The sequence below is a fragment of the Microbacterium sp. 67-17 genome, from assembly GCF_001898325.1.
In the GTDB taxonomy this organism is placed as follows: Bacteria; Actinomycetota; Actinomycetes; order Actinomycetales; family Microbacteriaceae; genus Microbacterium; species Microbacterium schleiferi.
Map to the genome: position 1 here is coordinate 63777 of NZ_MKTR01000007.1, position 21774 is coordinate 85550.

A 21774-nucleotide genomic window follows, 5' to 3' on the forward strand; every position below is an offset into this window, starting at 1 on the left:
ATCAGCCGCGCACCGGCGGGCGTATGGGCCGGAAGGATCGGGCAGCGGCGAAGGCTGCAATACCGAACTCCGGACCGGCCCTCTCGGTCTCCAACCTCGGTGTCGAGTTCTTCGTCGGCGGGACCTGGGTGGCAGCTGCCAAGCACGTCAGCTATGACCTCATGCCCGGCAAGGTGCTGGCAGTTGTGGGTGAGTCCGGCTCGGGAAAGAGCACGAGCAGCATGGCGATCATGGGCCTGTTGCCCAAGAGCGCCAGGGTGACCGGCAGTGCAAAGCTTGCCGGCACGGAGCTGATCGGGGCCAGGCCTGAGGCGCTGCGTAAGGTCCGCGGCGAGGGGATCGCGGCGATCTTCCAGGAGCCGATGACGGCCCTCAACCCCGTCTACACGGTGGGGTTCCAGATTTCCGAGGCGCTCATGACGCACCGGCCGGGGATGACGCGCAAGCAGGCCAAGGAGCGTTCGCTTGAGCTGCTGAGGCTTGTCGAGATGCCCGACCCCCTGAAGGCGTTCAACTCGTACCCGCACCAGCTCTCGGGCGGTCAGCGCCAGCGGGCCATGATCGCTCAGTCGATCTCGCTCGAGCCCCGCGTTCTCGTCGCCGACGAGCCGACGACAGCCCTGGATGTCACGGTGCAGGCCGAGATCCTCGATCTGCTGCGCAACCTGCACACGAAGCTCGACTCCGCCATCATCCTCATCACCCACGACATGGGCGTGGTGGCCGACATGGCCGATGACGTCATGGTGATGAAGGACGGCGACGTCGTCGAATACGGGTCCGCCTCGCAGGTCTTCGGCGAGGCCGAGCATCCCTATACCCGAGCGCTCATGGCATCCGTGCCCCACTTGGGTTTGGGTGAAGCCCGGGTTGAAGAGGAAGCGCACCGCGACGAGTCGACGGCGGCGCTGCGCCTCGAGAACGTCTCAATCGAGTATCCCAAGCGCGGTCGCGTGCCCGCTTTCCGCGCAGTGTCGGATGCCACGCTGTCGATCCGGCCGGGCGAGGTGCTCGGGCTCGTGGGTGAGTCGGGGTCGGGCAAGACGACGATCGCGCGTGCCATCGTCGGCCTCGTGCCCGTCGCGGAGGGAAGCCTTCGCGTCGCGGGCCAGGACATGGTCGGGGTCAGCCCCAAGGAACTGCGCGCAGTACGCCGCAAGCTCGGGATCGTGTTCCAGGATCCCGGCTCGTCGCTGAACCCGCGCTGGCCCGTCGGCGAGTCGATCGGCGAGCCGCTCGAGCTCGCCGGTCGTGATCGCAAAGAGATCTCCAAGCGGGTCGAGGATCTGCTTGACCTCGTTGAGTTGCCGCGCGATTTCCGCAACCGGTACCCGCACGAGCTCTCGGGTGGACAGCGTCAGCGCATCGGTATCGCCCGCGCTCTGGCCCTCGATCCCACTGTCCTGGTGGCCGATGAGCCCACGAGCGCGCTGGATGTCTCGGTTCAGGCGCGCGTGCTCGAACTGTTGCAGGCGATCCAGAAGGAAAAGCAGTTCGCGACGCTGTTCGTGACACACGATCTCGCCGTGGTCGACCTGCTGGCTGACCGGATCGCTGTGATGCAGCACGGAAAGATTGTCGAGCAGGGCACGAAGGAGCAGATTCTGCGCAACCCGCAGGATGACTACACCAAGCGGCTCATCGCGGCAGTGCCCGTTCCGGATCCCGCTGAGCAGCGGCAGCGTCGCGAGGCTCGCGCGGCGCTCCTGGCCGAGCAGAAGTCCGCCTAAAGCGGGAGAACGCTTCGCTCAGCTGGCCGCAAGCGGTCCTGAGATATCCTGGAAGGCGCCGGCATCCCGGCCGCCTCCCCACCCCAAGGATTCCCTCATGGCGCATGCCCTCCGTTCGGACCTCCGAAACGTCGCTATCGTCGCGCACGTCGACCACGGCAAGACCACGCTCGTGGATGCGATGCTGCGCCAGACCGGCTCGTTCGGGGAACACGCACACGTCGAAGAGCGCGCGATGGACTCGAACGACCTCGAGCGCGAAAAGGGCATCACGATCCTCGCGAAGAACACCGCCATCACGTACAACGGTGTCCACACCGAAGTCCCCGTGACGATCAACGTGATCGATACGCCCGGTCACGCGGACTTCGGGGGAGAGGTCGAGCGCGGCCTGTCGATGGTCGATGGCGTCGTGCTGCTGGTGGATGCCTCCGAGGGGCCGCTTCCGCAGACGCGCTTCGTGCTGCGCAAGGCGCTCGAGGCGAAACTTCCCGTCATCCTGCTCGTCAACAAGACCGACCGGCCGGATGCTCGTATCGCCGAGGTCGAGGAGGAATCGCACGACCTGCTGCTGGGCCTTGCCTCCGACCTGCAGGAAGACGTCCCGGATCTCGACGTCGATGCCCTGCTCGACGTTCCCGTCGTTTATGCCTCCGGTCGCGCCGGCGCAGCGTCACGCAACCGCCCTGCAAACGGATCACTTCCCGACAATGACGACCTCGAGCCGCTGTTCGAAGCGATCCTCGAGCACGTTCCTGCGCCGTCATATGACGACGAGGCCCCCCTGCAGGCGTGGGTCACGAACCTCGACTCGAGCCCGTTCCTCGGTCGCCTCGCGCTGCTGCGCGTGTTCAACGGCACGCTCAAGAAGGGCCAGACGGTCGCGTGGGTGCGCCACGACGGATCCCACTCCAACGCGAGAATCACCGAGCTTCTCAAGACCCGCGCCCTCGAGCGCTATCCCGCAGAGTCCGCGGGCCCGGGCGACATCGTCGCGATCGCCGGGATCGAGGAGATCACGATCGGTGAGACGATAGCCGACCCGGAGGACGTACGCCCGCTTCCGGCGATCACCGTCGATGATCCTGCGATCTCGATGACGATCGGCACCAACACCTCTCCGCTGGTCGGCAAGGTCAAGGGGCACAAGCTCACCGCGCGTATGGTCAAGGACCGCCTGGACCGTGAGCTGATCGGTAACGTCTCCATCAAGGTCGTCGACATCGGACGCCCGGATGCCTGGGAGGTGCAGGGCCGCGGCGAGTTGGCGCTCGCGATCCTCGTCGAGAACATGCGCCGCGAAGGCTTCGAGCTGACCGTCGGCAAGCCTCAGGTGGTCACCAAGAAGATCGATGGGAAGACCTACGAGCCCTTCGAGCACCTGACCATCGACGCGCCCGAGGAATACCTCGGGGCGATCACACAGCTGCTCGCTGCCCGCAAGGGGCGCATGGACAACATGACCAACCACGGCACCGGCTGGGTGCGCATGGAATTCATCGTGCCGTCCCGCGGGCTCATCGGCTTCCGCACCGAATTCCTCACGACGACCCGCGGCACCGGCATCGCCAACGCGATCTCGCACGGCTACGAACCGTGGGCGGGGCAGATCGTGACGCGCCAGAACGGGTCGATCGTCGCCGACCGCTCCGGCGTCGTGACCCCCTTCGCGATCATCGCGCTCCAGGAGCGCATGAGCTTCTTCGTGCAACCCACCGAAGAGGTCTACGAGGGCATGGTCATCGGTGAGAACTCGCGCAGCGATGACATGGACGTGAACATCACCAAGGAGAAGAAGCTCACCAACATGCGCTCCTCCACGGCCGACACGTTCGAGTCGATGACTCCGCCGCGCTTGCTCTCTCTGGAAGAGAGCCTCGAGTTCGCTCGCGAAGACGAGTGCGTGGAGGTGACGCCCGAGAAGGTGCGCATCCGCAAGGTCGTCCTGGATGCGACCGAGCGCGGTCGGGCGGCGTCCCGCCTGAAGCGTCAGGACGCCAACGCCTGACCGGCGACCTCGGGCGCGCCTTTATCTCGCCTCGTTCGCGACGGGAGGGTGCCGTCGACTGCGCGCAAGCTCGCGACCTGAGAGGATGGCGAGCATGCCGTCGAGCGAGTCTCTGTCGCAACCCGATGGAACGGATGCGGCGCGCGCTGCGTGGCGCCAGGGCCTGAGTGTCGCTCTCGCGACGAGTGCCTACGGCATATCGTTCGGCGCGCTTTCGGTAGCGGCAGGACTCGATGTCTGGCAGACCTGCATCCTCAGCCTCGTCATGTTCACCGGAGGCTCGCAGTTCGCCTTCGTGGGAGTGATCTCCGCCGGGGGACTCGCGGCGATCCCGGCAGCTGTCGCATCGGCCGCGCTCTTGGGTGTGCGAAACGTCGCGTACGGCATCCGGATGTCGACCCTGTTGCCTCCGGGGCGCTTCACCCGCATCGCGGCGCCCCACTTCACGATCGACGAGTCCACGGCAGTCGCTCTCGCGCAGCCGACGCCGCGCGCACGAACCGTCGGCTTCTGGGTCACCGGCATCGGTATCTACATCGGGTGGAACCTCTCGACCCTCGTGGGTGCGCTCCTGGGCGACGTGCTCGGCGACCCGCGCGCGTACGGATTGGACGCCGCGGCCGCAGCAGCCTTCCTCGCCTTGCTGTGGCCTCGTCTGCGCGGGAGGCAGCCGATCGTCGTGGGGATCGCGGCTGCCGTGGTGGCTACCGTGCTCACGCCTTCGCTCATGCCTGGCCTTCCGGTGCTGATCGCCGCTGTGGTTGCGATTGTGGTCGGCTGGTTCGACTGGGGGTCGCGGCCGCAGACCGATCGGGATGCTCGGCCCGGAGGCCCCGATGAACCCGACGATGTGCCAGAACGGGTGGGGCTGCCGTGACGCTGTGGAGCGCGATCGCGCTGGCGTCTGTCATCTGCCTGGCGCTCAAGGTGACCGGGTATCTCGTTCCGCCCTGCTTGCTTGAGGCGCCTCGACCCGCGCGGATCGCCGACCTCCTGACGGTCGCCCTCCTCGCTGCGCTCGTGTCCGTGCAAACGCTCGGGGTCGGGCAGCAGATCGTGGTGGATGCCCGCGTCCCCGCCGTGCTCGTGGCTGCCGGTCTGCTCCTGCTGCGCGCGCCGTTCCTCGTCGTGGTGGTTGCTGCGGCTGCGGTAGCGGCAGCGCTGCGGTGGTGGGGCCTAGCTGTCTGAGGTTTCGCACAGCACCGCCGCGATACAGTGATGCGGTGCCGCGCTTCTCGTTCGTTCGCCTTGCCGCGTGGGTCGTCGCGTTGATCGTCGGTGCGATCTACGGGGCCGCGGGCACCGTCAGCCATGCGTACCGGGTGTTCGGGATACCGGTGGGGCTTGTGCTGGCCATGGTGGCGGGGGCGGCAATCATCATCGCGGTGCGCCTGCTCACGGCTGACCGGTGGGCCGCGCTTGCCACCGGGGTTGGCGCCATGGGCGTCACGGTCGTGCTCTCGGGCACGGGAGCCGGTGGCTCGGTCATTGTGCCGCAGTCGATCCTGGGCGTCGTGTGGACGTTGTGGCTGCCCCTTGTGACGGCCTTCGTTGTCGCCTGGCCCGAGCGTGTCGATCGCGGCCGGGCGGCTGAGGCAGCCGACTAGACTTGCACTCGTGACGTATGTGATCGCCCTTCCGTGCGTCGATGTCAAGGATCGTGCCTGCATCGACGAGTGCCCCGTCGACTGCATCTATGAGGGGGAACGCAGCCTCTACATCCATCCGGATGAGTGTGTCGACTGCGGCGCTTGCGAGCCCGTGTGCCCCGTTGAGGCGATCTACTACGAAGATGACCTGCCCGAGGAATGGCAGGACTACTACAAGGCGAATGTCGAGTTCTTCGATGACCTCGGCTCGCCCGGTGGGGCGGCCAAGGTCGGGGTGATCCCCAAGGATCACCCGATCATTGCCGCGCTGCCGCCGCAGAACCACTGATCCCGGGCTCCGACGGATGGGCGTCGCCGACCTGGCCGATTACCCGTGGGACGCGATGGCGCCCTACGCCGCGCAGGCCCGCTCGCACCCAGACGGGATGGTCGATCTTTCGATCGGTTCGCCGGTAGATCCGACTCCCGAGGTGATCGCGCGAGCTCTTGCCGCCTCGACCGACGCGCACGCCTACCCGCAGACGGTCGGCACCCCGTTGCTGCGCGAGGCAATCGTCGACTGGTACGCGCGTCGTCGGGAAGTCCCGGGGCTCACGATTGACGCTGTGCTCCCGACCATCGGGTCGAAGGAACTCGTCGCCCTCCTGCCGCTGCTCCTGGGCCTCGGACCGGGAGATGTCGTCGTACACCCGGTGGCGGCTTACCCGACGTATGAGGTTGGAGCACGCGTTGTCGGCGCAACCCCGATTGCCACTGATGATCCGGAACAGTGGCCCGAGAACACGCGGCTGGTCTGGGTGAACTCGCCGGGGAATCCCGACGGCGCGGTGCTGGATGCCGCAGCGCTTCGTGTCGCCCGTGACCGGGCGAAGGAGCTCGGCGCGGTGCTCGCGAGCGACGAGTGCTATGCCGAACTCGGGTGGGATGCGCCGTGGGATCGCGAGGCGATTCCGTCGGCGCTGGACCCCCGCGTAACCGACGGGGACAACACCGGGATCTTGTCGGTGTATTCGCTGAGCAAGCAGTCGAACCTTGCCGGATACCGCGCAGCTTTCGTCGCCGGGGACACCGAGATCATCGAACGGATGCTGACAGCTCGTAAACACCTGGGGCTGATGCCGCCTGCGCCCGTTCAGGCTGCCATGGCCGCGGCCCTGCGTGATGACGAGCATGTCGCCGAGCAGCGCGAGCTGTACCGGCAGCGGCGCGAGGTACTTCGCCCTGCCGTCGAGGAGGCCGGTTTCCGGGTCGATCGCAGCGAAGCCGGCCTGTATCTGTGGCTCACCCGCGGTGAGGACGCCTGGAACTCGGTCGCGTGGTTCGCGCAGCGCGGCATCCTCGTGGGGCCTGGTGTCTTCTATGGGGCACAGCACACACACCACGTCCGGTTGTCCTTGACGGCAACCGATGAGCGCATTGCCGCCGCGGCGGACCGCCTCCGCCGTGGTTAGACCCCGTGCCGGCCGCACCCCTCACAGCGCCGCGCCGGGGCAATACTGCGAGGGTTCCTCTATCGAATCCGCCAGCGCTTTGGCTGTGCGCACAGTAGGCCGAGCCGACTACTAGGCTGTAATGGCAGCCCGGGCACCGATGCGTGCTTGGACGGCTCCGCGAGGCGGCGAACCCGTCCCGGTGCCGACGACAGCCCCAGACAATGCAAGGAGGCGCCGTGGACGACGCGCAGACCCCGCAGGACAAGGCCATCCTGACCGTCGGTGATCGGACCGCCGAGTTCCCCGTGCTCCACGGCACAGACGGGGTGCCGAGCATCGACGTCGCAACACTTACCCGGCAGACCGGGGTCACGGCTTTGGACTACGGGTTCGTCAACACGGCATCGACGAAGTCGGCGATCACCTACATCGACGGGGATGCCGGCATCCTGCGCTACCGCGGCTATCCGATCGAGCAGCTCGCGACGCACAGTACGTACCTTGAGGTCGCGTGGCTGCTCATCTACGGTGAGCTGCCGACTGCCGACGAACTCGCAGCGTTCGACAACCGCATTCGTCGCCACACACTGCTTCACGAGGACCTCAAGCGCTTCTTCGGTTCGCTGCCTCCGACGGCGCACCCGATGTCGGTGCTCTCGGCGGCGACCGCGGCCCTGTCGACCTACTACGAAGACGAGTCCGATCCTCACAACCCCGAGCACGTCGAGGTCAACACGATCCGGCTTCTCGCGAAGCTTCCGGTCATCGCGGCGTACGCCCACAAGAAGAGCATCGGTCAGGCGTTCCTCTACCCCGACAACTCGATGAGCTTCGTCGACAACTTCCTCAAGCTCAACTTCGGTGTCCTGTCCGAGCTGTACGAGGTCAACCCCGTCGTCTCCCGCGCACTCGAGCGGTTGCTGATCCTGCACGAGGACCACGAGCAGAACGCGTCCACCTCGACGGTGCGCCTGGTCGGCTCGACCGGCGCCAACCAGTTCTCGTCGATCTCGGCGGGCATCAACGCGCTCTACGGCCCGCTTCACGGCGGCGCGAACGAGGCGGTTCTCTCGATGCTCGCCCGCATCCGTGACTCGGGTGAGAGCGTCGAGCGTTTCGTCGAGCGGGTCAAGAACAAAGAAGACGGTGTCAAGCTCATGGGCTTCGGTCACCGGGTCTACAAGAACTACGACCCGCGGGCCAAGCTCGTCAAGGAGTCAGCCGACGAGGTGCTCTCGGAACTCGGCGTGCACGACCCGCTGCTGGATCTTGCCAAGCAGCTCGAAGAGATCGCCCTCAACGACGACTACTTCAAGGAGCGACGGCTCTACCCGAACGTCGATTTCTACACCGGCGTCATGTACAAGGCGATGGGCTTCCCAACGCGCATGTTCACCGTGCTGTTCGCGATCGGTCGCCTTCCGGGGTGGCTCGCGCACTGGCGCGAGATGAACGGCGACCCGCAGACCAAGATCGGTCGGCCGCAGCAGCTGTACACGGGCGCACCCGAGCGCATGTACCCGGGCGTCTGAGAGAGCTGCTGCGCCGGGCCGCCGCGCGGAATCTGGCATTCTGAACGGATGCCGAAACTCCTCGTCCGCGTTCCCTCCCCGCTTCTCGCTCAGGGGGAGCTGACACACCTCGACCGAGTCGAGGCGGATGCCGACCTCGCGCTGTCTCAGTGGCGGGAGTATGTCTCGGTCTACCGCGACCGTGGCTGGCAGATCGTCGACGTGGCTGAGGCCCCGGACCAACCCGACGGCGTCTTCATCGAGGATGCCATCGTCGTGTTCGACGACATCGTCGTGATCGGACGCCCGGGCGCTGAGTCTCGACGCGGCGAGATCGCAACGGCCCGGGCGGCGGTGGACACGCTCGGTCTTCCTGTCCACGAGATCGAGGCGCCGGGCACTCTCGACGGCGGCGACGTGCTCAAGATCGGGCGCACGGTCTATGTCGGAGCGTCATCGCGGACCAACGCCGACGGCATCCGTCAACTGGAGACGCTGCTCGGCCCTCGGGGATGGAAGGTCGTCGCCGTGCCGGTGACGCGGGTCCTGCATCTGAAGAGCGCCGTGACGGCGCTTCCTGACGGCACGGTCATCGGCTACGAGCCGCTCGTGGACGATCCGTCAGTGTTTCCGCGCTTCCTTCCCGTACCCGAAGAGCACGGCACGGCGGTGGTCGTGCTCGATGAGGCGACGGTCCTGATGTCGGCGGATGCGCCGCAGACCGCTGCATTGCTCCGGTCGCGCGGACTGACCGTCATCCGGACGCCCGTGACCGAGTTCGAGAAGCTCGAGGGGTGCGTCACGTGCCTCTCGGTTCGCGTGCGCCGCTGACGCCCACCGTCGGGCTCGGCCTCAGGCGTGTAGCGCTTCGTTGAGGGTCACCCCGACACCGGCGCGCCGGACTGCCTCGATTGCGCCGGTGAGGGAGTTGCGGCGGAACAGGATGCCGTGGCGGCCAGAGAGCTCGGCGCCCTTGACGGTTGGGCGCGTGCCGTCGGCACCGACCGGCTCGTCGGCAAGCACGATCTTCGACCCGGCGGTCACATACAGCCCTGCCTCGACGACGCAATCGTTCCCCAGCGAAATACCGATGCCGGCGTTCGCTCCGAGGAGCGTGCGCTCACCGATCGAGACACGGTGGGCGCCACCGCCCGAGAGGGTGCCCATGATCGAGGCGCCACCGCCGATGTCGCTGCCGTCCCCGACGATCACGCCCTGAGAGATCCGTCCCTCGACCATGCTCTGACCGAGCGTCCCGGCGTTGAAGTTCACGAAGCCCTCGTGCATCACGGTGGTTCCGGGCGACAGGTACGCGCCCAGCCGCACGCGGGACGCGTCGGCGATGCGGACACCGGCGGGCACGACGTAGTCGGTGAGGCGGGGGAACTTGTCGAGCCCCTGAACTTGGATGCCGGCGCGCTGCAGCCGTACGCGTCGCCGGTCGAGCTCGCGCGGGTCGACGGGGCCGGCGTTGGTCCAGGCGACATTGGGGAGCGCGCCGAAGATGCCGTCAAGGTTGAGGTCGTTCGGAGTCACGAGTCGGTGTGACAGCGCGTGGAGGCGGAGGTAGGCATCCGGTGTACCCGAGGGTGCCGCGTCGAGATCGATCTCGATCTCGACCTGCTCGATGCTGACGCCGCGCGTGTCATCCGTGCCCACAGCCTCGGCGACGAGAGCACGCGCAGCCTCGTGAGCGTTTTGGCTGGCCGACAGCGCACCGGACTGGGGGGAGGGGTACCAGGTGTCCAAGACCATGCCGTCTGCCGCGACAGTTGCCGCCCCGATACCGCTGATCATCCGCTGTGCCGTCATCGTTCCAGGGTATCGAGTCGCGCCCCTGACGCCGTGCCGGTGACGCCTCGCCCATCGCACCGCTTCGGGCCCTGGCTAGACTCGAGGAGTGCTGGACTTGACCTCGAATGCTGTCGATCTGACCCGCGCGATCTGCGACATCCCCAGTGTCTCCGGCGACGAAGGACATCTCGCAGACCTGATCGAGGAGGCAGTGCGTGCTCTGCCGCACCTCGAGGTCATTCGGGATGGCGACACGGTCATCGCTCGCACGAACCTCGGAAGAGCTCGCCGGGTCGCGATCGCCGGACACATCGACACGGTGCCGATCAACGGCAACGTTCCCACCCGAACGGTCGACATCGACGGCGAGGAGTTCATCTGGGGGCGCGGCACCGTCGACATGAAGGCCGGCGTTGCCGTGCAGCTCAAGCTCGCCGCCGACCTCGTCGCGCCCAAGGCCGACATCACGTGGATTTGGTACGACCACGAGGAGGTGGCTGCAGCCCTCAACGCCCTTACTCGCATCGCCGCGACGCGTGCCGACCTGCTAGCCGCCGATTTCGCGATTCTCGGAGAGCCCTCCAATGGGCAGGTCGAGGGCGGCTGCAACGGCCACATGCGCGCCATCGTCCGAACGCATGGTGTGCGCTCGCACAGTGCACGGTCGTGGATCGGGGAGAACGCCATCCACAAGGCGGCGCCGATCCTGGAGCGGCTTGCCGCCTATACAGCTCGCGAGGTTCCCGTCGATGGGCTCGTCTACCGAGAAGGCCTCAATGCTGTGCGGATCACGGGCGGTGTCGCAGGGAACGTCATTCCCGACCTGTGCGAGGTCGAGGTGAACTACCGCTTTGCTCCCTCACGAAGCGGCGCCGAGGCCGAGGAGCACGTGCGCGAGGTCTTCGAGGGTTTCGAGGTCGAGGTCATCGATATGGCCGAGGGTGCTCGGCCGGGACTGGATGACCCGCTGGCGCAGGAGTTCGTCGCTGCCGTCGGCGGCACGGCCCAGCCCAAGTACGGCTGGACGGATGTGGCCCGGTTCTCGGCTCTCGGCATCCCCGCTGTCAACTACGGCCCGGGGGACCCGCAACTCGCCCATCACGACGAAGAGCGCGTTGCCGTCGCCCAGATCCGGGATGTGGAGCGCGGGCTGCGCGCGTGGCTGACCTGACGACATCTGCACCGGTGCCGCTCTCCCGGCGGTCGATTCCACCGGCGCTGACGATTGCGCTCATCTATCTCGCGGCGCGGGCCGTCACATTCGGTTTCCTGGCACTGGCTGCCGCGTTATCGGCCGAGGGAACACGCTTCGGTGCGGGGGCGAGTGTCCAAGACCTCGTCGTGGGGTGGGACGCCCAGTGGTATTGGTTCCTGGCGGTCAACGGATACCCCACCGACCTTCCTCTCACTGACGCGGGCGCGGTAGCCGAGAACCAGTGGGCATTCATGCCGATCTACGCATACCTCGCTGCCGCCATCGCGCCGCTCGTGGGCGGGTGGTGGGGAGTCGCCGCCGTCCTGATCTCTCTGGCATCCGGGTACGGGGCGACCTACGTGCTGTACCGGATGCTGCGCGGTCGGATCGGGGGATCGGCTGCCATCTGGGCGGCTGCCTTCTTTGCCGCAGGGCCCCTGGCGGCGCTCTTCCAGGTCGGCTACGCAGAAGCCCTCTTTTTGTTGTGGCTCTTCCTTGCGCTGTGGGCGGTCACAGCGCGGCGCTTCGTGTGGGTCTACCCGCTCGTGATTCTCATGGGCTACACGCGGCCCGGAGTTCTCGCGTTCGCGCTCTTTCTCGGGCTCTTCGGTATGTGGCGCTTCTTCTCACGCCGCACCGAACCGCTTCGTGTGCGCGAGGTCATCCACATCGTCGCGCTCGGCGCGCTCGCCACCGCTGTGGGGTTCTCCTGGCAGATCATCGCGGCTGTCGTCACGGGGGACCCCGGTGCCTACCTTGCCACCGAACTCGCCTGGCGGCGCAACTGGCTCCTGGACGATGCGGGGCACTTTCTGCCGTTTGACGCTTTCGTGCGCGGTGCTGCGTTTTGGGGAGAGGTCTGGGGGTGGGGGGCCGCCGGCGGCGTCATCCTGCTCGTGTTCATTCTGGCCGGCGCGGCCGCGGCGCTCCTCTGGACGCCGCAGGTTCGGGCGCTGGGACCCGAGATCCGCATCTGGGTTGTCAGCTACCTCGTTTACCTGCTGGCAGTGTTCTTCCCTCAGTCGAGCATCTTCCGCCTGCTGGTGCCGATCTCGCCCCTGTGGGGCGCGCTCGCGGTGCCGCGGTCCCTCGTGTGGCGCGTCGGTGTGCTCATCGCGTGCCTTGCTGGGCAGTGGTGGTGGATCTACAACATGTATGCACTCGGCAACCGTTTCTGGCAGATCCCCTAAGCTTGATTGGTAGACCACGACGAAAGGGAGCCGCCATGGCAGCCATGAAGCCGCGAACCGGAGACGGACCGATGGAGGCCGTGAAGGAAGGCCGCCTCATCATCGTGCGAGTACCTCTCGAAGGCGGTGGCCGCCTTGTCGTCTCGGTGAATGACGCCGAGGCCAAGGAACTGTACGACGTGCTCGGCGGAGTTGTCGGAGCCGCGTAACGCGCGATGATCTCACGAACGAAGCGGCCGGTCTGGTGACCGGCCGCTTCGGCGTCTCTGCCTCGCCTAGACCGACGCGAGAGTCGTCAGCTGGAGGAGTCCTTCCCGCGCGGTGTTGAGTGCGCCCAGGACGGCGGGGGACTGCGCGACCTCTTGAATGAGTGAGCGGTACGCAGTCGTGACTTCGTCGCGTTTGACCGGATCGGCGACCGCGCCTCCGGCGAGGACTCGCGGGACGAGCACCGTGCCGCCGGGGCGCACCAGGCGCAGCCCGTGCTCGACATACTCGATGACGCCCTCGGGCTCGGCGTCGACCAGCACGATGTCGTAGGATGCTTCGTTCATCCGAGGAAGTACTTCGGCCGCGCGGCCCGTGATGAAACGGGCACGTGCCGGCGGGACCTTGGCCTGCGCGAATGCCTGACGCGCTGCCCCCAGATGCTCAGGCTCGACATCGATCGTGGTGAGAGTCGCCTGCGGCGCTCCGCGCAGCAGCCACAGCCCGGAGACTCCGCCGCCCGTGCCGATCTCGACGATGTTCAACGCACGCCCGACGGCGGCGATCGTGGCACACTGCACACCGACCGCGGCGCTGATCGGTTCGGCGCCGAGTTCGAGCGCCGCCTCGCGAGCGCGGGCGATCGCGTCGGGTTCGACAGTGACCTCTTCGACGAATCGATTGACCGCGTGATCTCCCATGCACTGCCCTTTCTCTGAGGGGCAAGCCTACGGGCGCGCACCCGGAATCTCGCTGAGGCGCGAGGGGTAATCTTGACCCATGTTCAACGGGATCACGATCGAGAAGCTTCTGCTGATCGCTCTGATCGCCGGGATGATCATCGGTCCGCAGCGGCTTCCCCGCTACGCAGCAGCCCTCGGACAGTTCGTGCGCCGAGCCCGTGACTTCGCCCGCTCCGCCGGCTCGCGCGTCAAAGAAGAGATGGGCGAGGACTTCGACGACGTGGATTGGCGCACGCTCGATCCACGGCAGTACGACCCGCGTCGCATCATCCGTGAGGCACTGCTGGATGACCCGCCGACGCCGCCTGTCAAGGCTCAGTCCGCGACGATGGCCGCGGCCGGGGCCGCTGCTGGAGCGACCACGACATCGACGAAGGCACCGCCGCTGGCGGTGGGTGAGATCCCGCCGTTCGACGCCGAAGCTACCTGACGCGCATCGGGAGGGGGCGGCCCGACAGTCCGCGCCCGGAGCCCAGAACCGCCTCCGCGACGGCTTCAATCGCCGCTGCGGCAGGGTCAGCTGCATCCGTCACGAGGTGCACATCGCCGGCGTCGCCGGATGCCCGCACTCCCTGGCTGAGTGGAATCGAGCCGAGGAGCGGGACGGGTTCGGCATCCGTCTGCAGCGCCTGGGCGACAAGCTCGCCGCCCCCGGAGCCGAACAGATCGAGCACCGTGCCGTCGGGAAGGGTGAGCGGCGCCATGTTCTCGACGACCCCCAGCACGCGCTGACCCGTCTGGCGGGCAACGATTCCCGAGCGGATCGCGACGTCGGCGGCGGCGCGCTGGGGCGTGGTCACCACGATGACCTCCGCGTGGGGCAGGAGTTGCCCGACAGAGATCGCGACATCGCCCGTACCCGGCGGCATGTCCAGCAGCAGGATGTCGAGATCACCGAAGTGGACGTCGGTGAGGAACTGCTGCACGGTGCGGTGCAGCATCGGACCACGCCACGCAACCGCGCCGAGTGGCTCTTCCCCCGAACCGCGTCGCAGGAACATCCCGATCGAAATCACCTTCACCCCGTGCGCGACGGGAGGAAGCATGAGGTCATCGATCCGGGTCGGTTGCGGTGGTGCTCCGTCGGGTCCGACAAGACCCAGGATGCCGGGAATAGAGAATCCGTGGACGTCGGCGTCTATGAGCCCGACGCGAAGACCGCGCGCTGCCAGGGTCGTCGCCAGGAGCGCCGTCAGCGTCGACTTGCCGACGCCGCCCTTACCGCTCGTGACGGCGATCACCCGGGTCAGGGAGTCGGGACCGAACGGCATCGAACGGGCCGGGCGCCCGGCGCGCAGCATCTCGGTAAGGCGAGCGCGTTCGTCGGCATCCATGACCCCGACCGTGATCTCGGCCGACACCACCCCGGGGACCGACAGCGCCGCGGCGCGAACGTCGGACTCGATCCGTGCGGCGGCGGGGCATCCTGCGACGGTGAGGGCGATGTCGACCCACGCTGCGCCGTCGTCGACCCGAGCGCCGCGAACCATCCCGAGCTCACCGATCGGGCGACGCAACTCCGGATCGATCACGGAGCCGACGGCGCGCGCGACCTCGTCTGCGGCAGTCACCGCACGTCTCCGCTGCGAATCATGCCGAGTGGCCCTCGTGGGGGAGCGTCGGGCCCGCGGAGGGCACCGCGTCGGTGGGCTGCTGCTCGGCGCGTTCGTCGAGCTTTCTCAACAGCGACTTCAGTTCGGCGCGCAGTGTGTCACGGGTCACGACCTCCGAGGTCACCTCGGTGAGGGCGATGCGCAAGGCCACGATCTCGCGCGCGAGGTACTCCGTATCGGCGAGGTTCCGCTCTGCGCGCTGACGGTCCTGCTCGATCTGCACGCGGTCGCGATCGTCCTGCCGGTTCTGGGCGAGCAGGATGAGGGGAGCGGCGTAGGACGCCTGTAGTGAGAGCATGAGCGTCAGGGCAGTAAAGCCGTTTGCTGCCGAATCGAACCGCAGGTTCTCGGGGGCCGCAGTGTTCCACGCGATCCACGCGACGCAGAACAGGGTGAGAGCCACCAGGAACCAGGGGGTGCCCATATTGCGGGCGATCCACTCGGTTGCTCGGCCGAACCGATCCCGCGAGGGCTGGGGCGTGCGACTGCGAATCGGCATGCTCGACCGACCGCGGGGAGCGTCCAGCCCCCGGGGTGAGCGCGCCATCACAGCTTCACCGGCCCTGTCCAGGGAAACGACACCGGTCGCTGGTCGGTCGAGTGCGAGCGCCAGTCCTCAGGCAGCAGGTAGTCGAGCACGTCGTCGACGCTGACGACACCGACCAGGCGGTGGACTTGGTCGACGACCGGCACCGATACCAGGTTGTACGAGGCGAGGATGCGGGCGACCTCGGCTGCCGTCGCGGTGGCTGCCAGCGGCTCGATGGTGTCATCGATCAGGGAACCGAGCCGCTCGTGCGGAGGGTAGCGCAGCATCCGTTGGAAGTGCACGGTGCCCAGGAACCGCCCCGTCGGCGTCTCGTACGGGGGCAGGGTGATGAACACCGACGCCGCCAGCGCCGGATGCAGCTCGTGGCGGCGGATGAGGGCGAGTGCTTCGGCGACCGTCGCTTCGGCCGAGAGCACGATCGGCTCGCTCGTCATGAGACCACCGGCGGTGTCGGGGCCGTACTTCAGGAGCTCGCGAACGTCTTCGGCCTCCTCGGGCTCCATGAGATCAAGCAGCGCCTCGCTGCGGCCCGCCGGGAGCTGTCCGAGAAGGTCGGCTGCGTCATCCGGTTCCATCGCGTCGAGGATGTCGGCGGCACGCTCGTCGCCCAATTGCTCGAGAATGTGCGCCTGGTCATCCTCGGGCATCTCTTCGAGCGCGTCGGCGAGGCGGTCGTCGGGTAGTTCCTCGGCGACCTCGAGCAGGCGGGCGTCGGGAAGATCGAGCAGGGTGTTGGCGAGGTCCGCGGGCTTCAGCTCGCTCAGGGTCGCAACGAGCTGTTCGGCCGACGGCTCCTGCGTCGAATCGAGCTGCTCGGTGACCTCTTCCCAGCTGGCAAGAGTGGTCGGGCCCTTTGTGAACGGGGACGCGCTGGTGCGCGGACGGCGCAGGAACAGCTGGCCGATGTCCCAGGCGCCGAGCCGGTCACGCTCGATGGCGGCATCCTCGACGACCGCCTCGCCCGATCCGTCGCGGAAGTACACCCGGCGACCGAGGAGTTCGGCGAGAACCCGCACCTCGCCACCGCGCTGCTGGAACCGGCGGACGTTGATGAGGCCGGTGGTGATGACCTGGCCCGGTGCGATCGAGGTAACGCGCCCGATCGAGACGAACACGTTTCGCCGGCCGGGAATCTCGACCACGAGCCCGACGACGCGGGGCGGGTCATCAGCGCGGTAGACGACCACGACATCGCGGACGCGTCCGAGCCGGTCGCCGGCAGGATCGAAGACGGCGCAGCCCGAGAGGCGCGCGACAAAGACCCGCTGCGTGTTCACCTATCCAGCGTAGCCCCGAGCCCGGGCATGCCCTCCTGTGGTTACGAGTGGCGATTCGCAGCGACTCAGCGGATGGCAAGACCCGGCATGGGAGGATGGACGAATGAGCATGATGGGGGGCCAGTTCGCCCGCAACCTCGAAGACGTCGGACAGACCGTCGCGACCTTCGACAAGTACGAAGCCGCCCAGAAGGCGGTGTCCAAGCTCATCGCCGAAGACATTCCCGCCCGTGAAATCACGATCGTCGGTCAGGGTTTGCGTTCGATGGAGCGGGTCACCGGGCGCCTCGGCTACGCCACGGCGGCTCGATCGGGCGCCATCAACGGACTGCTCCTGGGCATGCTGTTTTCTGCCGTCTTCGTGCTCGGGATGCCGAACGTGCCGATCCAGGCGTTCGTGGGTGTGCTGTTCGTCGGCATCGCGATCGGCATGCTGGCGAGCCTGCTGACTTTCGCCATCATCCGGCGCCGCCGGGACTTCGCGTCAGTCATGCAGTTCGTCGCCGACCACTACGACATCGCCGTTGCCGGCAGCAGCGCAGGCCGGGCACGACAGGTCTTGGGCCCGCAGGCAGCGCCGGCGGCGCCGCGGACCCAGGTCGTCGCCCCGCCCGCGGAGCGAACCGCGACCCCGCAGGAGCCGCCGCGCTACGGTCAGCGGATCGAGGAGGTCACGCAGCCGGAAGTTCCGACCGAGTCCGCAGCGGATGCCTCATCCGATGCGAGCGCCCCCGACGCCGACCAGGACGCTGCGACCAGGGACGACGACAAGGCGTAGTCGCTCGGTTGCTGCGTCAGCGCGCGAGCCGTGCGATCCAGGCTTCGACCTCGTCGGCGGTGCGGGGGATCGCCGCTGACAGATTCACGGGACCGTCCGCGGTCATCAGCACGTCATCCTCGATCCGTACGCCGATCCCACGCAGCTCTTCGGGCACCGTGAGGTCGTCGATCTGGAAGTACAGACCGGGCTCGATCGTGAACACCATCCCGGGCTGCAGGATGCCGTCGTAGTACATCTCACGGCGAGCCTGCGCGCAGTCGTGAACGTCGATACCGAGGTGGTGGCTGGTGCCGTGCACCATGTACCGGCGATGCTGGCCACCGGTGTCGGCCGCGAGAGCCTCGTCAGCTGTCACCGGAAGGAGGCCCCACTCCGCGGATCGCGCAGCGATGACCCCCATCGCCGCTTCGTGGATCGAGCGGAATGTCACCCCGGGTCGGGCCGCGTCGAACGCGGCATCCGCGGCTTCGCGTACCGTCTCGTAAACGCGCCGCTGCACGTCGGTGAACGTGCCGCTGACGGGCAGGGTTCGCGTGATGTCGGCGGTGTAGAGGCTGTCCAGCTCGACGCCGGCATCGATGAGGATGAGGTCTCCCGGCAGGACCGCGCCGTCGTTGCGGGTCCAATGCAGGTAGCAGGCGTGGGGTCCAGAGGCGGCGATCGTGTCGTAGCCCTCGCCGTTCCCGTCGCTGCGCGCACGCAGGTGGAAGACGCCCTCGACGATCCGCTCCCCGCGGGGGTGCCGGCTGATCCGAGGGAGGTCGGCGACGATGTCATCGAACCCTGCCGCTGTCACGGCGACGGCTTCGCGCATCTGGGCGATCTCGTCCTCGTCCTTGATCAGCCGCATCTCCGAGACCGCGCGGGTCAGGTCTGCGTCGGCGTCGACGACGCGCTCGCCGTCGGCGGGTTCGAACGCGGCGATGTGGTCGGTACGGATGCCGAGGTCAGCCGCAACACCAGCCAGTGCAGGACGAGGGCCGATCCAGAACTCCCCGATGGATGCATCGGCGTAGAACTCTGCGGTCGTCCGGTCGGCCCGCTCCCGGAAGTACAGGACTGCCTCGTGGCCGCCTTCGGGAAGCGGGTCCATCACGAGGATCGCGCCGGGTTCGGCATCCGACCCCCAGCCTGTCAGGTGCGAGAAGGCTGAGTGAGCCCGGAACCGGTAGTCGGTGTCGTTGGAGCGCTGCTTGAGCTCACCGGCGGGAAAGACGAGGCGCTCACCGGGGAAGGCCGCCGACAGCGCGGCGCGGCGGCGCGCCGCGAACGCGGCCCGCGACCGGGCTGGAGGGAGTGTCTCGGGGCGCTGTGCCCAGCCCGTCGAGATCGTGTCGAGGAAGCCCTGTGGGAACGGCTGCTTGCGGTTCGTCGTGCCGTTGGTGCTCGCAGAGGTCGTTGTCGTGGCTTCGCTCTCGCCAGTCGTGCTCATTCCCCCAGTCTCGCACGGGCACATCTCGCAGGTCAGGGGGCGGCGGGCTCCAGTTGCACCACGAGCGGCCGGTGGTCACTTCCACTGCTGTCCACCGACGAGAGGACGAGCGATCCGGTCACCGTCCACGCGCCTGTTGTCATGACGTGGTCGATGGCGGTGCCCAGCAGTGGCGGCCAGGCCGTGCTCCAGGTGCCCACGGCTCCCGTGCCGCTGGCGGCAGCGGCATCCCGGCAGCGTCCGAGTTCGCCGCCATCGACGCCGAGTCCACCGAAGTGGTCGAGCGTCGCGTTGAAGTCGCCGGCCATGATGACGTTGTCGGCGGCGCACTGGTCGCCGAGCCAGCGGAGGTCGGCGCGCCAGTCCTCCATGTAGTCGGTTCGGGGCGCGACGGCGTGTGCTGCCACGACGATCGGGCCGACCCCCGAGACGGGCATCGCGACGGCGCTTGGCACCGTGGATGTCGTGCTCGTGCCCTCGACCGACGACTCGATCACGGCATAATCTCCGAGGTCGGGCGTGATGAGGAGGGTCGTCGATCCGGCATCCCACGGGGTCGACGGGTCCTTCGCGTGGTGTGCCCACATCGGATGCCCGAGCTCACGCATCTCGATAGCCACCTGCTCGCCGGTCTCGATCGTCGTCTCGGGGAGGGCGACGATGTCGGCATCCATCGCGACGGCCAGGCGCGCGATCTCATCAGCCGATGTCGCGGGGCCCGCGGTGTTCCAGGTCATGACGCGGATCGCGGTGTCGGTCTTGGCGGGAAGACCCTCGGTCCCGATGCCGCGACCCAGCACGACTGCCCCGTTCGCGATGACACCGACCAGCGCGACGATCAGGACGGTGACCGCGAGCGGACGGATCGATCGAGCAAACGACGCGAAGAGGGCGATGATGCCGACCGCCGCGAGAGCGAGCACGATCACTCCGCGGAAGGCGATGATCTGCGCAATCGGTGCCAGGCGTTCGACCCGGAAGAAGTCGGGAGCGGTGAGCACCGCGACCACGGCGATCCAGATCACCGCAACGAGGATCCCCAGAGCCCGACGCACGTCCGCGAGCCTATGACAGCGGTCTGAGAGATAGGTACGAGCCGCGCCGCGGTGAGCTGTGCGCGCGGCGCTAGGCTCAAACGATGGATGACGAGCGGCTCTTCGAGGGACCCGCTGACCTGCATCTGCACTCGACGCAGTCAGACGGGACCGACGCGCCGGCTGACGTCATGCGGGCAGCTCACCGTCACGGCCTGCGCATCACCGCCCTGACAGACCACGACACGGCCGCCGGCTGGGCAGAGGCCGCGGAGGCTGCGGCATCGCTCGGCATGATGTTCGTCCCGGGTATGGAGATGTCGGCGCGTGACGACTGGCGCAGCGTTCATCTGCTCGCGTACCTCTTCGACCCCGACGACCAGCAGCTGCGGGCGATGACCGAGCGGGTGCGGACGTCCCGGCTCGAGCGTGCCCGGATGATCTCGGATCGCATCGCCCGCGACTTCGACCTCGAGTGGGAAGACATCCTCGCGCAGACCTCCGACGGGGCCACCGTCGGACGCCCGCACATCGCTGACGCGCTGGTCGCTCGCGGACACGTTCAGGATCGCGGTGAGGCCTTCCGCGGCATCCTGAGCCCCCGGAGCCCGTACTACGTCGCTCTCTTCGCCCCCGACCCGGTCACCGCGGTCCGGCTTATCGTCGCAGCCGGGGGAGTGCCGATCCTGGCGCACCCCGCCGGACGGGCAGGGCCGTTCCCTGCGCCGCTGGTGAATCGGATGCTGGATGCCGGGCTCGCCGGCTTCGAGCTCGGCCACCGCGACAACACCGCCGCCGGCATCCGTCAGCTGGAGCCGCTGGTTGCCGAGCGCGACCTCATCGTGACGGGCTCGAGCGATTACCACGGCCTCGGCAAGCCGAACGTGCCGGGCGAACACACGACGGACGCCGCGATGGTCGAGCGCATCCTCGTCGCAGGCCACGGGAGTGCGCCGGTCTACCCGTAGGCCGGGCCTGCCTCTGAGTCTCGCCGTCGCCACGCCAACCTCGCAGAATCGCGCGAACTCCGTCCTTTCGGGCCACGATCCCGCGCGGTTCGTGCGATTCTGCGAGGTTCGGATGCCGAACCTCACGCAACAGCACAGCGCCCCCGCCTCGAGAAGAGACGGGGGCGCTTCACGTGAGCGTGAGGATCAGCCGAGGGCCTTGGACTTCAGCTGGTCGTACTCGGCCTGCGAGATGGTGCCAGCGTCCAGGAGTGCCTTGGCGCGGGCGATCTCCTCAGCGGGGCTGTGAGCCTTGCCGCCAGCGACCGACTGGATGTAGGCATCCTGGGCCTGCTTGATCTGCTCGGCCTCCTTCATGGAGCGCTCGCTCATGCCGCGGCCGCGGGCGATGAGATACACCAGCGCCGTGATGAAGGGGAGGAAGAGCAGGAAGATGATCCAGACGGCCTTCCACCAGCCGTTGAGCTTGTGGTCACGGAAGAGGTCGCCGATGATCGCGAACAGCACGAACAGGTATGCAACGAAGACGAAGATCCACAGGAACCACCAGATGAGGTCCCAGAACGAGCCCCAGAATCCCTGGTACTCGTATCCCGTCGTCACAGCTTCAAGAAATCGCATGACAGCCTTTCGGGGTTTTCGCGGCGCCATGCCGCAGCCATCACCTTATCGCTGTCGAGTGTCTCGTTTCGAGAGCA

Annotated in this window: 23 protein-coding genes; 15 read left to right on the forward strand and 8 right to left on the reverse strand. The window is 67.5% G+C overall.

Translation table 11 applies throughout. From position 1 onward, the window contains the following. Nucleotides 1-23: 23 nt before the first annotated feature. The 9 genes from BGO47_RS03140 (at nt 24) to ddaH (ending at nt 9123) form a co-directional block, all read left to right on the forward strand. Nucleotides 24-1730, forward strand: coding sequence for an ABC transporter ATP-binding protein (locus BGO47_RS03140; RefSeq protein ID WP_292708672.1), 1707 nt, complete (start codon nt 24-26; stop codon nt 1728-1730). 97 nt (nt 1731-1827) lie between these two features. Continuing rightward, the gene (gene typA / locus BGO47_RS03145; RefSeq protein WP_292708484.1) at nt 1828-3738 is read left to right on the forward strand and encodes a translational GTPase TypA; all 1911 of its coding nucleotides are present in this window, start codon (nt 1828-1830) and stop codon (nt 3736-3738) included. Between the two features lie 94 nt (nt 3739-3832). After that, on the forward strand, nt 3833-4615 hold the full coding sequence (locus BGO47_RS03150; protein ID WP_292708486.1) for an AzlC family ABC transporter permease: 783 nt from the start codon (nt 3833-3835) through the stop codon (nt 4613-4615). Continuing rightward, nucleotides 4612-4926 (forward strand): AzlD domain-containing protein, encoded by a 315-nt coding sequence (locus BGO47_RS03155; protein WP_292708488.1) that lies wholly within the window; start codon nt 4612-4614, stop codon nt 4924-4926. Before BGO47_RS03150 ends, BGO47_RS03155 begins: the two co-directional genes overlap by 4 nt. 35 nt (nt 4927-4961) lie before the next feature. Next, nucleotides 4962-5345, forward strand: a complete 384-nt coding sequence (locus tag BGO47_RS03160) for a histidinol dehydrogenase (protein ID WP_292708490.1) — start codon at nt 4962-4964, stop codon at nt 5343-5345. 10 nt (nt 5346-5355) lie between these two features. Then, the gene (gene fdxA, locus BGO47_RS03165; protein ID WP_292708492.1) at nt 5356-5676 is read left to right on the forward strand and encodes a ferredoxin; all 321 of its coding nucleotides are present in this window, start codon (nt 5356-5358) and stop codon (nt 5674-5676) included. 16 nt (nt 5677-5692) lie between these two features. Then, nucleotides 5693-6799 (forward strand): succinyldiaminopimelate transaminase, encoded by a 1107-nt coding sequence (gene dapC / locus BGO47_RS03170; RefSeq protein ID WP_292708494.1) that lies wholly within the window; start codon nt 5693-5695, stop codon nt 6797-6799. 218 nt (nt 6800-7017) lie between these two features. Then, complete coding sequence (locus BGO47_RS03175; protein ID WP_292708496.1) at nt 7018-8313, forward strand: citrate synthase; 1296 nt, start codon at nt 7018-7020, stop codon at nt 8311-8313. 48 nt (nt 8314-8361) lie between these two features. Then, nucleotides 8362-9123: a dimethylargininase gene (gene ddaH / locus BGO47_RS03180; RefSeq protein ID WP_292708498.1), complete on the forward strand. Its 762-nt coding sequence runs from the start codon at nt 8362-8364 to the stop codon at nt 9121-9123. Nucleotides 9124-9144: 21 nt separating this feature from the next. Here the strand turns inward: ddaH and dapD are convergent, their stop codons facing one another. Further along, nucleotides 9145-10104, reverse strand: coding sequence for a 2,3,4,5-tetrahydropyridine-2,6-dicarboxylate N-succinyltransferase (dapD, locus tag BGO47_RS03185; RefSeq protein WP_292708500.1), 960 nt, complete (start codon nt 10102-10104; stop codon nt 9145-9147). A gap of 88 nt (nt 10105-10192) precedes the next feature. Between dapD and dapE the strand changes: the two genes are divergently transcribed. Genes dapE through BGO47_RS03200 form a run of 3 tightly spaced genes read left to right on the forward strand, consistent with a single transcriptional unit; the run spans nt 10193 to nt 12680 of the window. Further along, nucleotides 10193-11257 carry a succinyl-diaminopimelate desuccinylase gene (dapE, locus tag BGO47_RS03190; protein ID WP_292708502.1) on the forward strand — a complete coding sequence of 355 codons (1065 nt, stop codon included), beginning with the start codon at nt 10193-10195 and terminating at the stop codon, nt 11255-11257. Beyond that, a complete protein-coding gene (locus tag BGO47_RS03195; protein ID WP_292708504.1) occupies nt 11245-12471 on the forward strand; it encodes a hypothetical protein in 1227 nt (408 codons plus the stop codon). The genes dapE and BGO47_RS03195 overlap by 13 nt, the downstream gene beginning before the upstream one ends. Nucleotides 12472-12506: 35 nt before the next feature. Continuing rightward, the gene (locus BGO47_RS03200; protein ID WP_076490128.1) at nt 12507-12680 is read left to right on the forward strand and encodes a DUF3117 domain-containing protein; all 174 of its coding nucleotides are present in this window, start codon (nt 12507-12509) and stop codon (nt 12678-12680) included. Between the two features lie 66 nt (nt 12681-12746). Here the strand turns inward: BGO47_RS03200 and BGO47_RS03205 are convergent, their stop codons facing one another. Next, the gene (locus tag BGO47_RS03205) at nt 12747-13379 is read right to left on the reverse strand and encodes a class I SAM-dependent methyltransferase (protein ID WP_292708506.1); all 633 of its coding nucleotides are present in this window, start codon (nt 13377-13379) and stop codon (nt 12747-12749) included. Nucleotides 13380-13458: 79 nt separating this feature from the next. Here BGO47_RS03205 and BGO47_RS03210 point away from each other — a divergent pair, with 79 nt between their 5' ends. Then, nucleotides 13459-13851 carry a Sec-independent protein translocase TatB gene (locus BGO47_RS03210; RefSeq protein WP_292708508.1) on the forward strand — a complete coding sequence of 131 codons (393 nt, stop codon included), beginning with the start codon at nt 13459-13461 and terminating at the stop codon, nt 13849-13851. Here BGO47_RS03210 and BGO47_RS03215 read toward each other — a convergent pair. Genes BGO47_RS03215 through BGO47_RS03225 form a run of 3 tightly spaced genes read right to left on the reverse strand, consistent with a single transcriptional unit; the run spans nt 13844 to nt 16861 of the window. Continuing rightward, nucleotides 13844-14992 carry a P-loop NTPase gene (locus BGO47_RS03215; RefSeq protein WP_292708510.1) on the reverse strand — a complete coding sequence of 383 codons (1149 nt, stop codon included), beginning with the start codon at nt 14990-14992 and terminating at the stop codon, nt 13844-13846. The two genes, BGO47_RS03210 and BGO47_RS03215, sit on opposite strands and share 8 nt — an antisense overlap. Nucleotides 14993-15011: 19 nt before the next feature. Continuing rightward, nucleotides 15012-15581, reverse strand: coding sequence for a DUF1003 domain-containing protein (locus BGO47_RS03220; RefSeq protein WP_292708512.1), 570 nt, complete (start codon nt 15579-15581; stop codon nt 15012-15014). Continuing rightward, nucleotides 15581-16861, reverse strand: coding sequence for a CBS domain-containing protein (locus BGO47_RS03225; protein ID WP_292708514.1), 1281 nt, complete (start codon nt 16859-16861; stop codon nt 15581-15583). The genes BGO47_RS03220 and BGO47_RS03225 overlap by 1 nt, the downstream gene beginning before the upstream one ends. Nucleotides 16862-16964: 103 nt before the next feature. Between BGO47_RS03225 and BGO47_RS03230 the strand changes: the two genes are divergently transcribed. After that, nucleotides 16965-17639, forward strand: a complete 675-nt coding sequence (locus tag BGO47_RS03230) for a general stress protein (protein ID WP_292708516.1) — start codon at nt 16965-16967, stop codon at nt 17637-17639. 16 nt (nt 17640-17655) lie between these two features. On the opposite strand, the gene BGO47_RS03235 is transcribed toward BGO47_RS03230, so the two are convergent. Together BGO47_RS03235 and BGO47_RS03240 are read right to left on the reverse strand one after the other, a co-directional pair. Continuing rightward, the gene (locus tag BGO47_RS03235) at nt 17656-19074 is read right to left on the reverse strand and encodes an aminopeptidase P family protein (protein ID WP_292708518.1); all 1419 of its coding nucleotides are present in this window, start codon (nt 19072-19074) and stop codon (nt 17656-17658) included. Nucleotides 19075-19106: 32 nt separating this feature from the next. Then, nucleotides 19107-20129, reverse strand: a complete 1023-nt coding sequence (locus BGO47_RS03240; RefSeq protein WP_292708520.1) for an endonuclease/exonuclease/phosphatase family protein — start codon at nt 20127-20129, stop codon at nt 19107-19109. 83 nt (nt 20130-20212) lie between these two features. Here BGO47_RS03240 and BGO47_RS03245 point away from each other — a divergent pair, with 83 nt between their 5' ends. After that, nucleotides 20213-21076 carry a PHP domain-containing protein gene (locus BGO47_RS03245; RefSeq protein ID WP_292708522.1) on the forward strand — a complete coding sequence of 288 codons (864 nt, stop codon included), beginning with the start codon at nt 20213-20215 and terminating at the stop codon, nt 21074-21076. Between the two features lie 186 nt (nt 21077-21262). Here BGO47_RS03245 and BGO47_RS03250 read toward each other — a convergent pair whose 3' ends face one another. Next, nucleotides 21263-21697, reverse strand: coding sequence for an SHOCT domain-containing protein (locus BGO47_RS03250; protein WP_292708524.1), 435 nt, complete (start codon nt 21695-21697; stop codon nt 21263-21265). Between the last annotated feature and the right edge of the window lie 77 nt (nt 21698-21774).

What these genes read in the sequence shown, in the direction of transcription:
- BGO47_RS03140 (WP_292708672.1), top strand. Translation starts at nt 24, where the DNA reads ATGGGCCGGAAGGATCGGGCAGCGGCGAAGGCTGCAATACCGAACTCC.
- typA (WP_292708484.1), top strand. Translation starts at nt 1,828, where the DNA reads ATGGCGCATGCCCTCCGTTCGGACCTCCGAAACGTCGCTATCGTCGCG.
- BGO47_RS03150 (WP_292708486.1), top strand. Translation starts at nt 3,833, where the DNA reads ATGCCGTCGAGCGAGTCTCTGTCGCAACCCGATGGAACGGATGCGGCG.
- dapC (WP_292708494.1), top strand. Translation starts at nt 5,693, where the DNA reads ATGGGCGTCGCCGACCTGGCCGATTACCCGTGGGACGCGATGGCGCCC.
- ddaH (WP_292708498.1), top strand. Translation starts at nt 8,362, where the DNA reads ATGCCGAAACTCCTCGTCCGCGTTCCCTCCCCGCTTCTCGCTCAGGGG.
- dapD (WP_292708500.1), bottom strand. Translation starts at nt 10,104, where the DNA reads ATGACGGCACAGCGGATGATCAGCGGTATCGGGGCGGCAACTGTCGCG.
- BGO47_RS03200 (WP_076490128.1), top strand. Translation starts at nt 12,507, where the DNA reads ATGGCAGCCATGAAGCCGCGAACCGGAGACGGACCGATGGAGGCCGTG.
- BGO47_RS03205 (WP_292708506.1), bottom strand. Translation starts at nt 13,379, where the DNA reads ATGGGAGATCACGCGGTCAATCGATTCGTCGAAGAGGTCACTGTCGAA.
- BGO47_RS03210 (WP_292708508.1), top strand. Translation starts at nt 13,459, where the DNA reads ATGTTCAACGGGATCACGATCGAGAAGCTTCTGCTGATCGCTCTGATC.
- BGO47_RS03220 (WP_292708512.1), bottom strand. Translation starts at nt 15,581, where the DNA reads ATGGCGCGCTCACCCCGGGGGCTGGACGCTCCCCGCGGTCGGTCGAGC.
- BGO47_RS03230 (WP_292708516.1), top strand. Translation starts at nt 16,965, where the DNA reads ATGAGCATGATGGGGGGCCAGTTCGCCCGCAACCTCGAAGACGTCGGA.
- BGO47_RS03235 (WP_292708518.1), bottom strand. Translation starts at nt 19,074, where the DNA reads ATGAGCACGACTGGCGAGAGCGAAGCCACGACAACGACCTCTGCGAGC.
- BGO47_RS03245 (WP_292708522.1), top strand. Translation starts at nt 20,213, where the DNA reads ATGGATGACGAGCGGCTCTTCGAGGGACCCGCTGACCTGCATCTGCAC.
- BGO47_RS03250 (WP_292708524.1), bottom strand. Translation starts at nt 21,697, where the DNA reads ATGCGATTTCTTGAAGCTGTGACGACGGGATACGAGTACCAGGGATTC.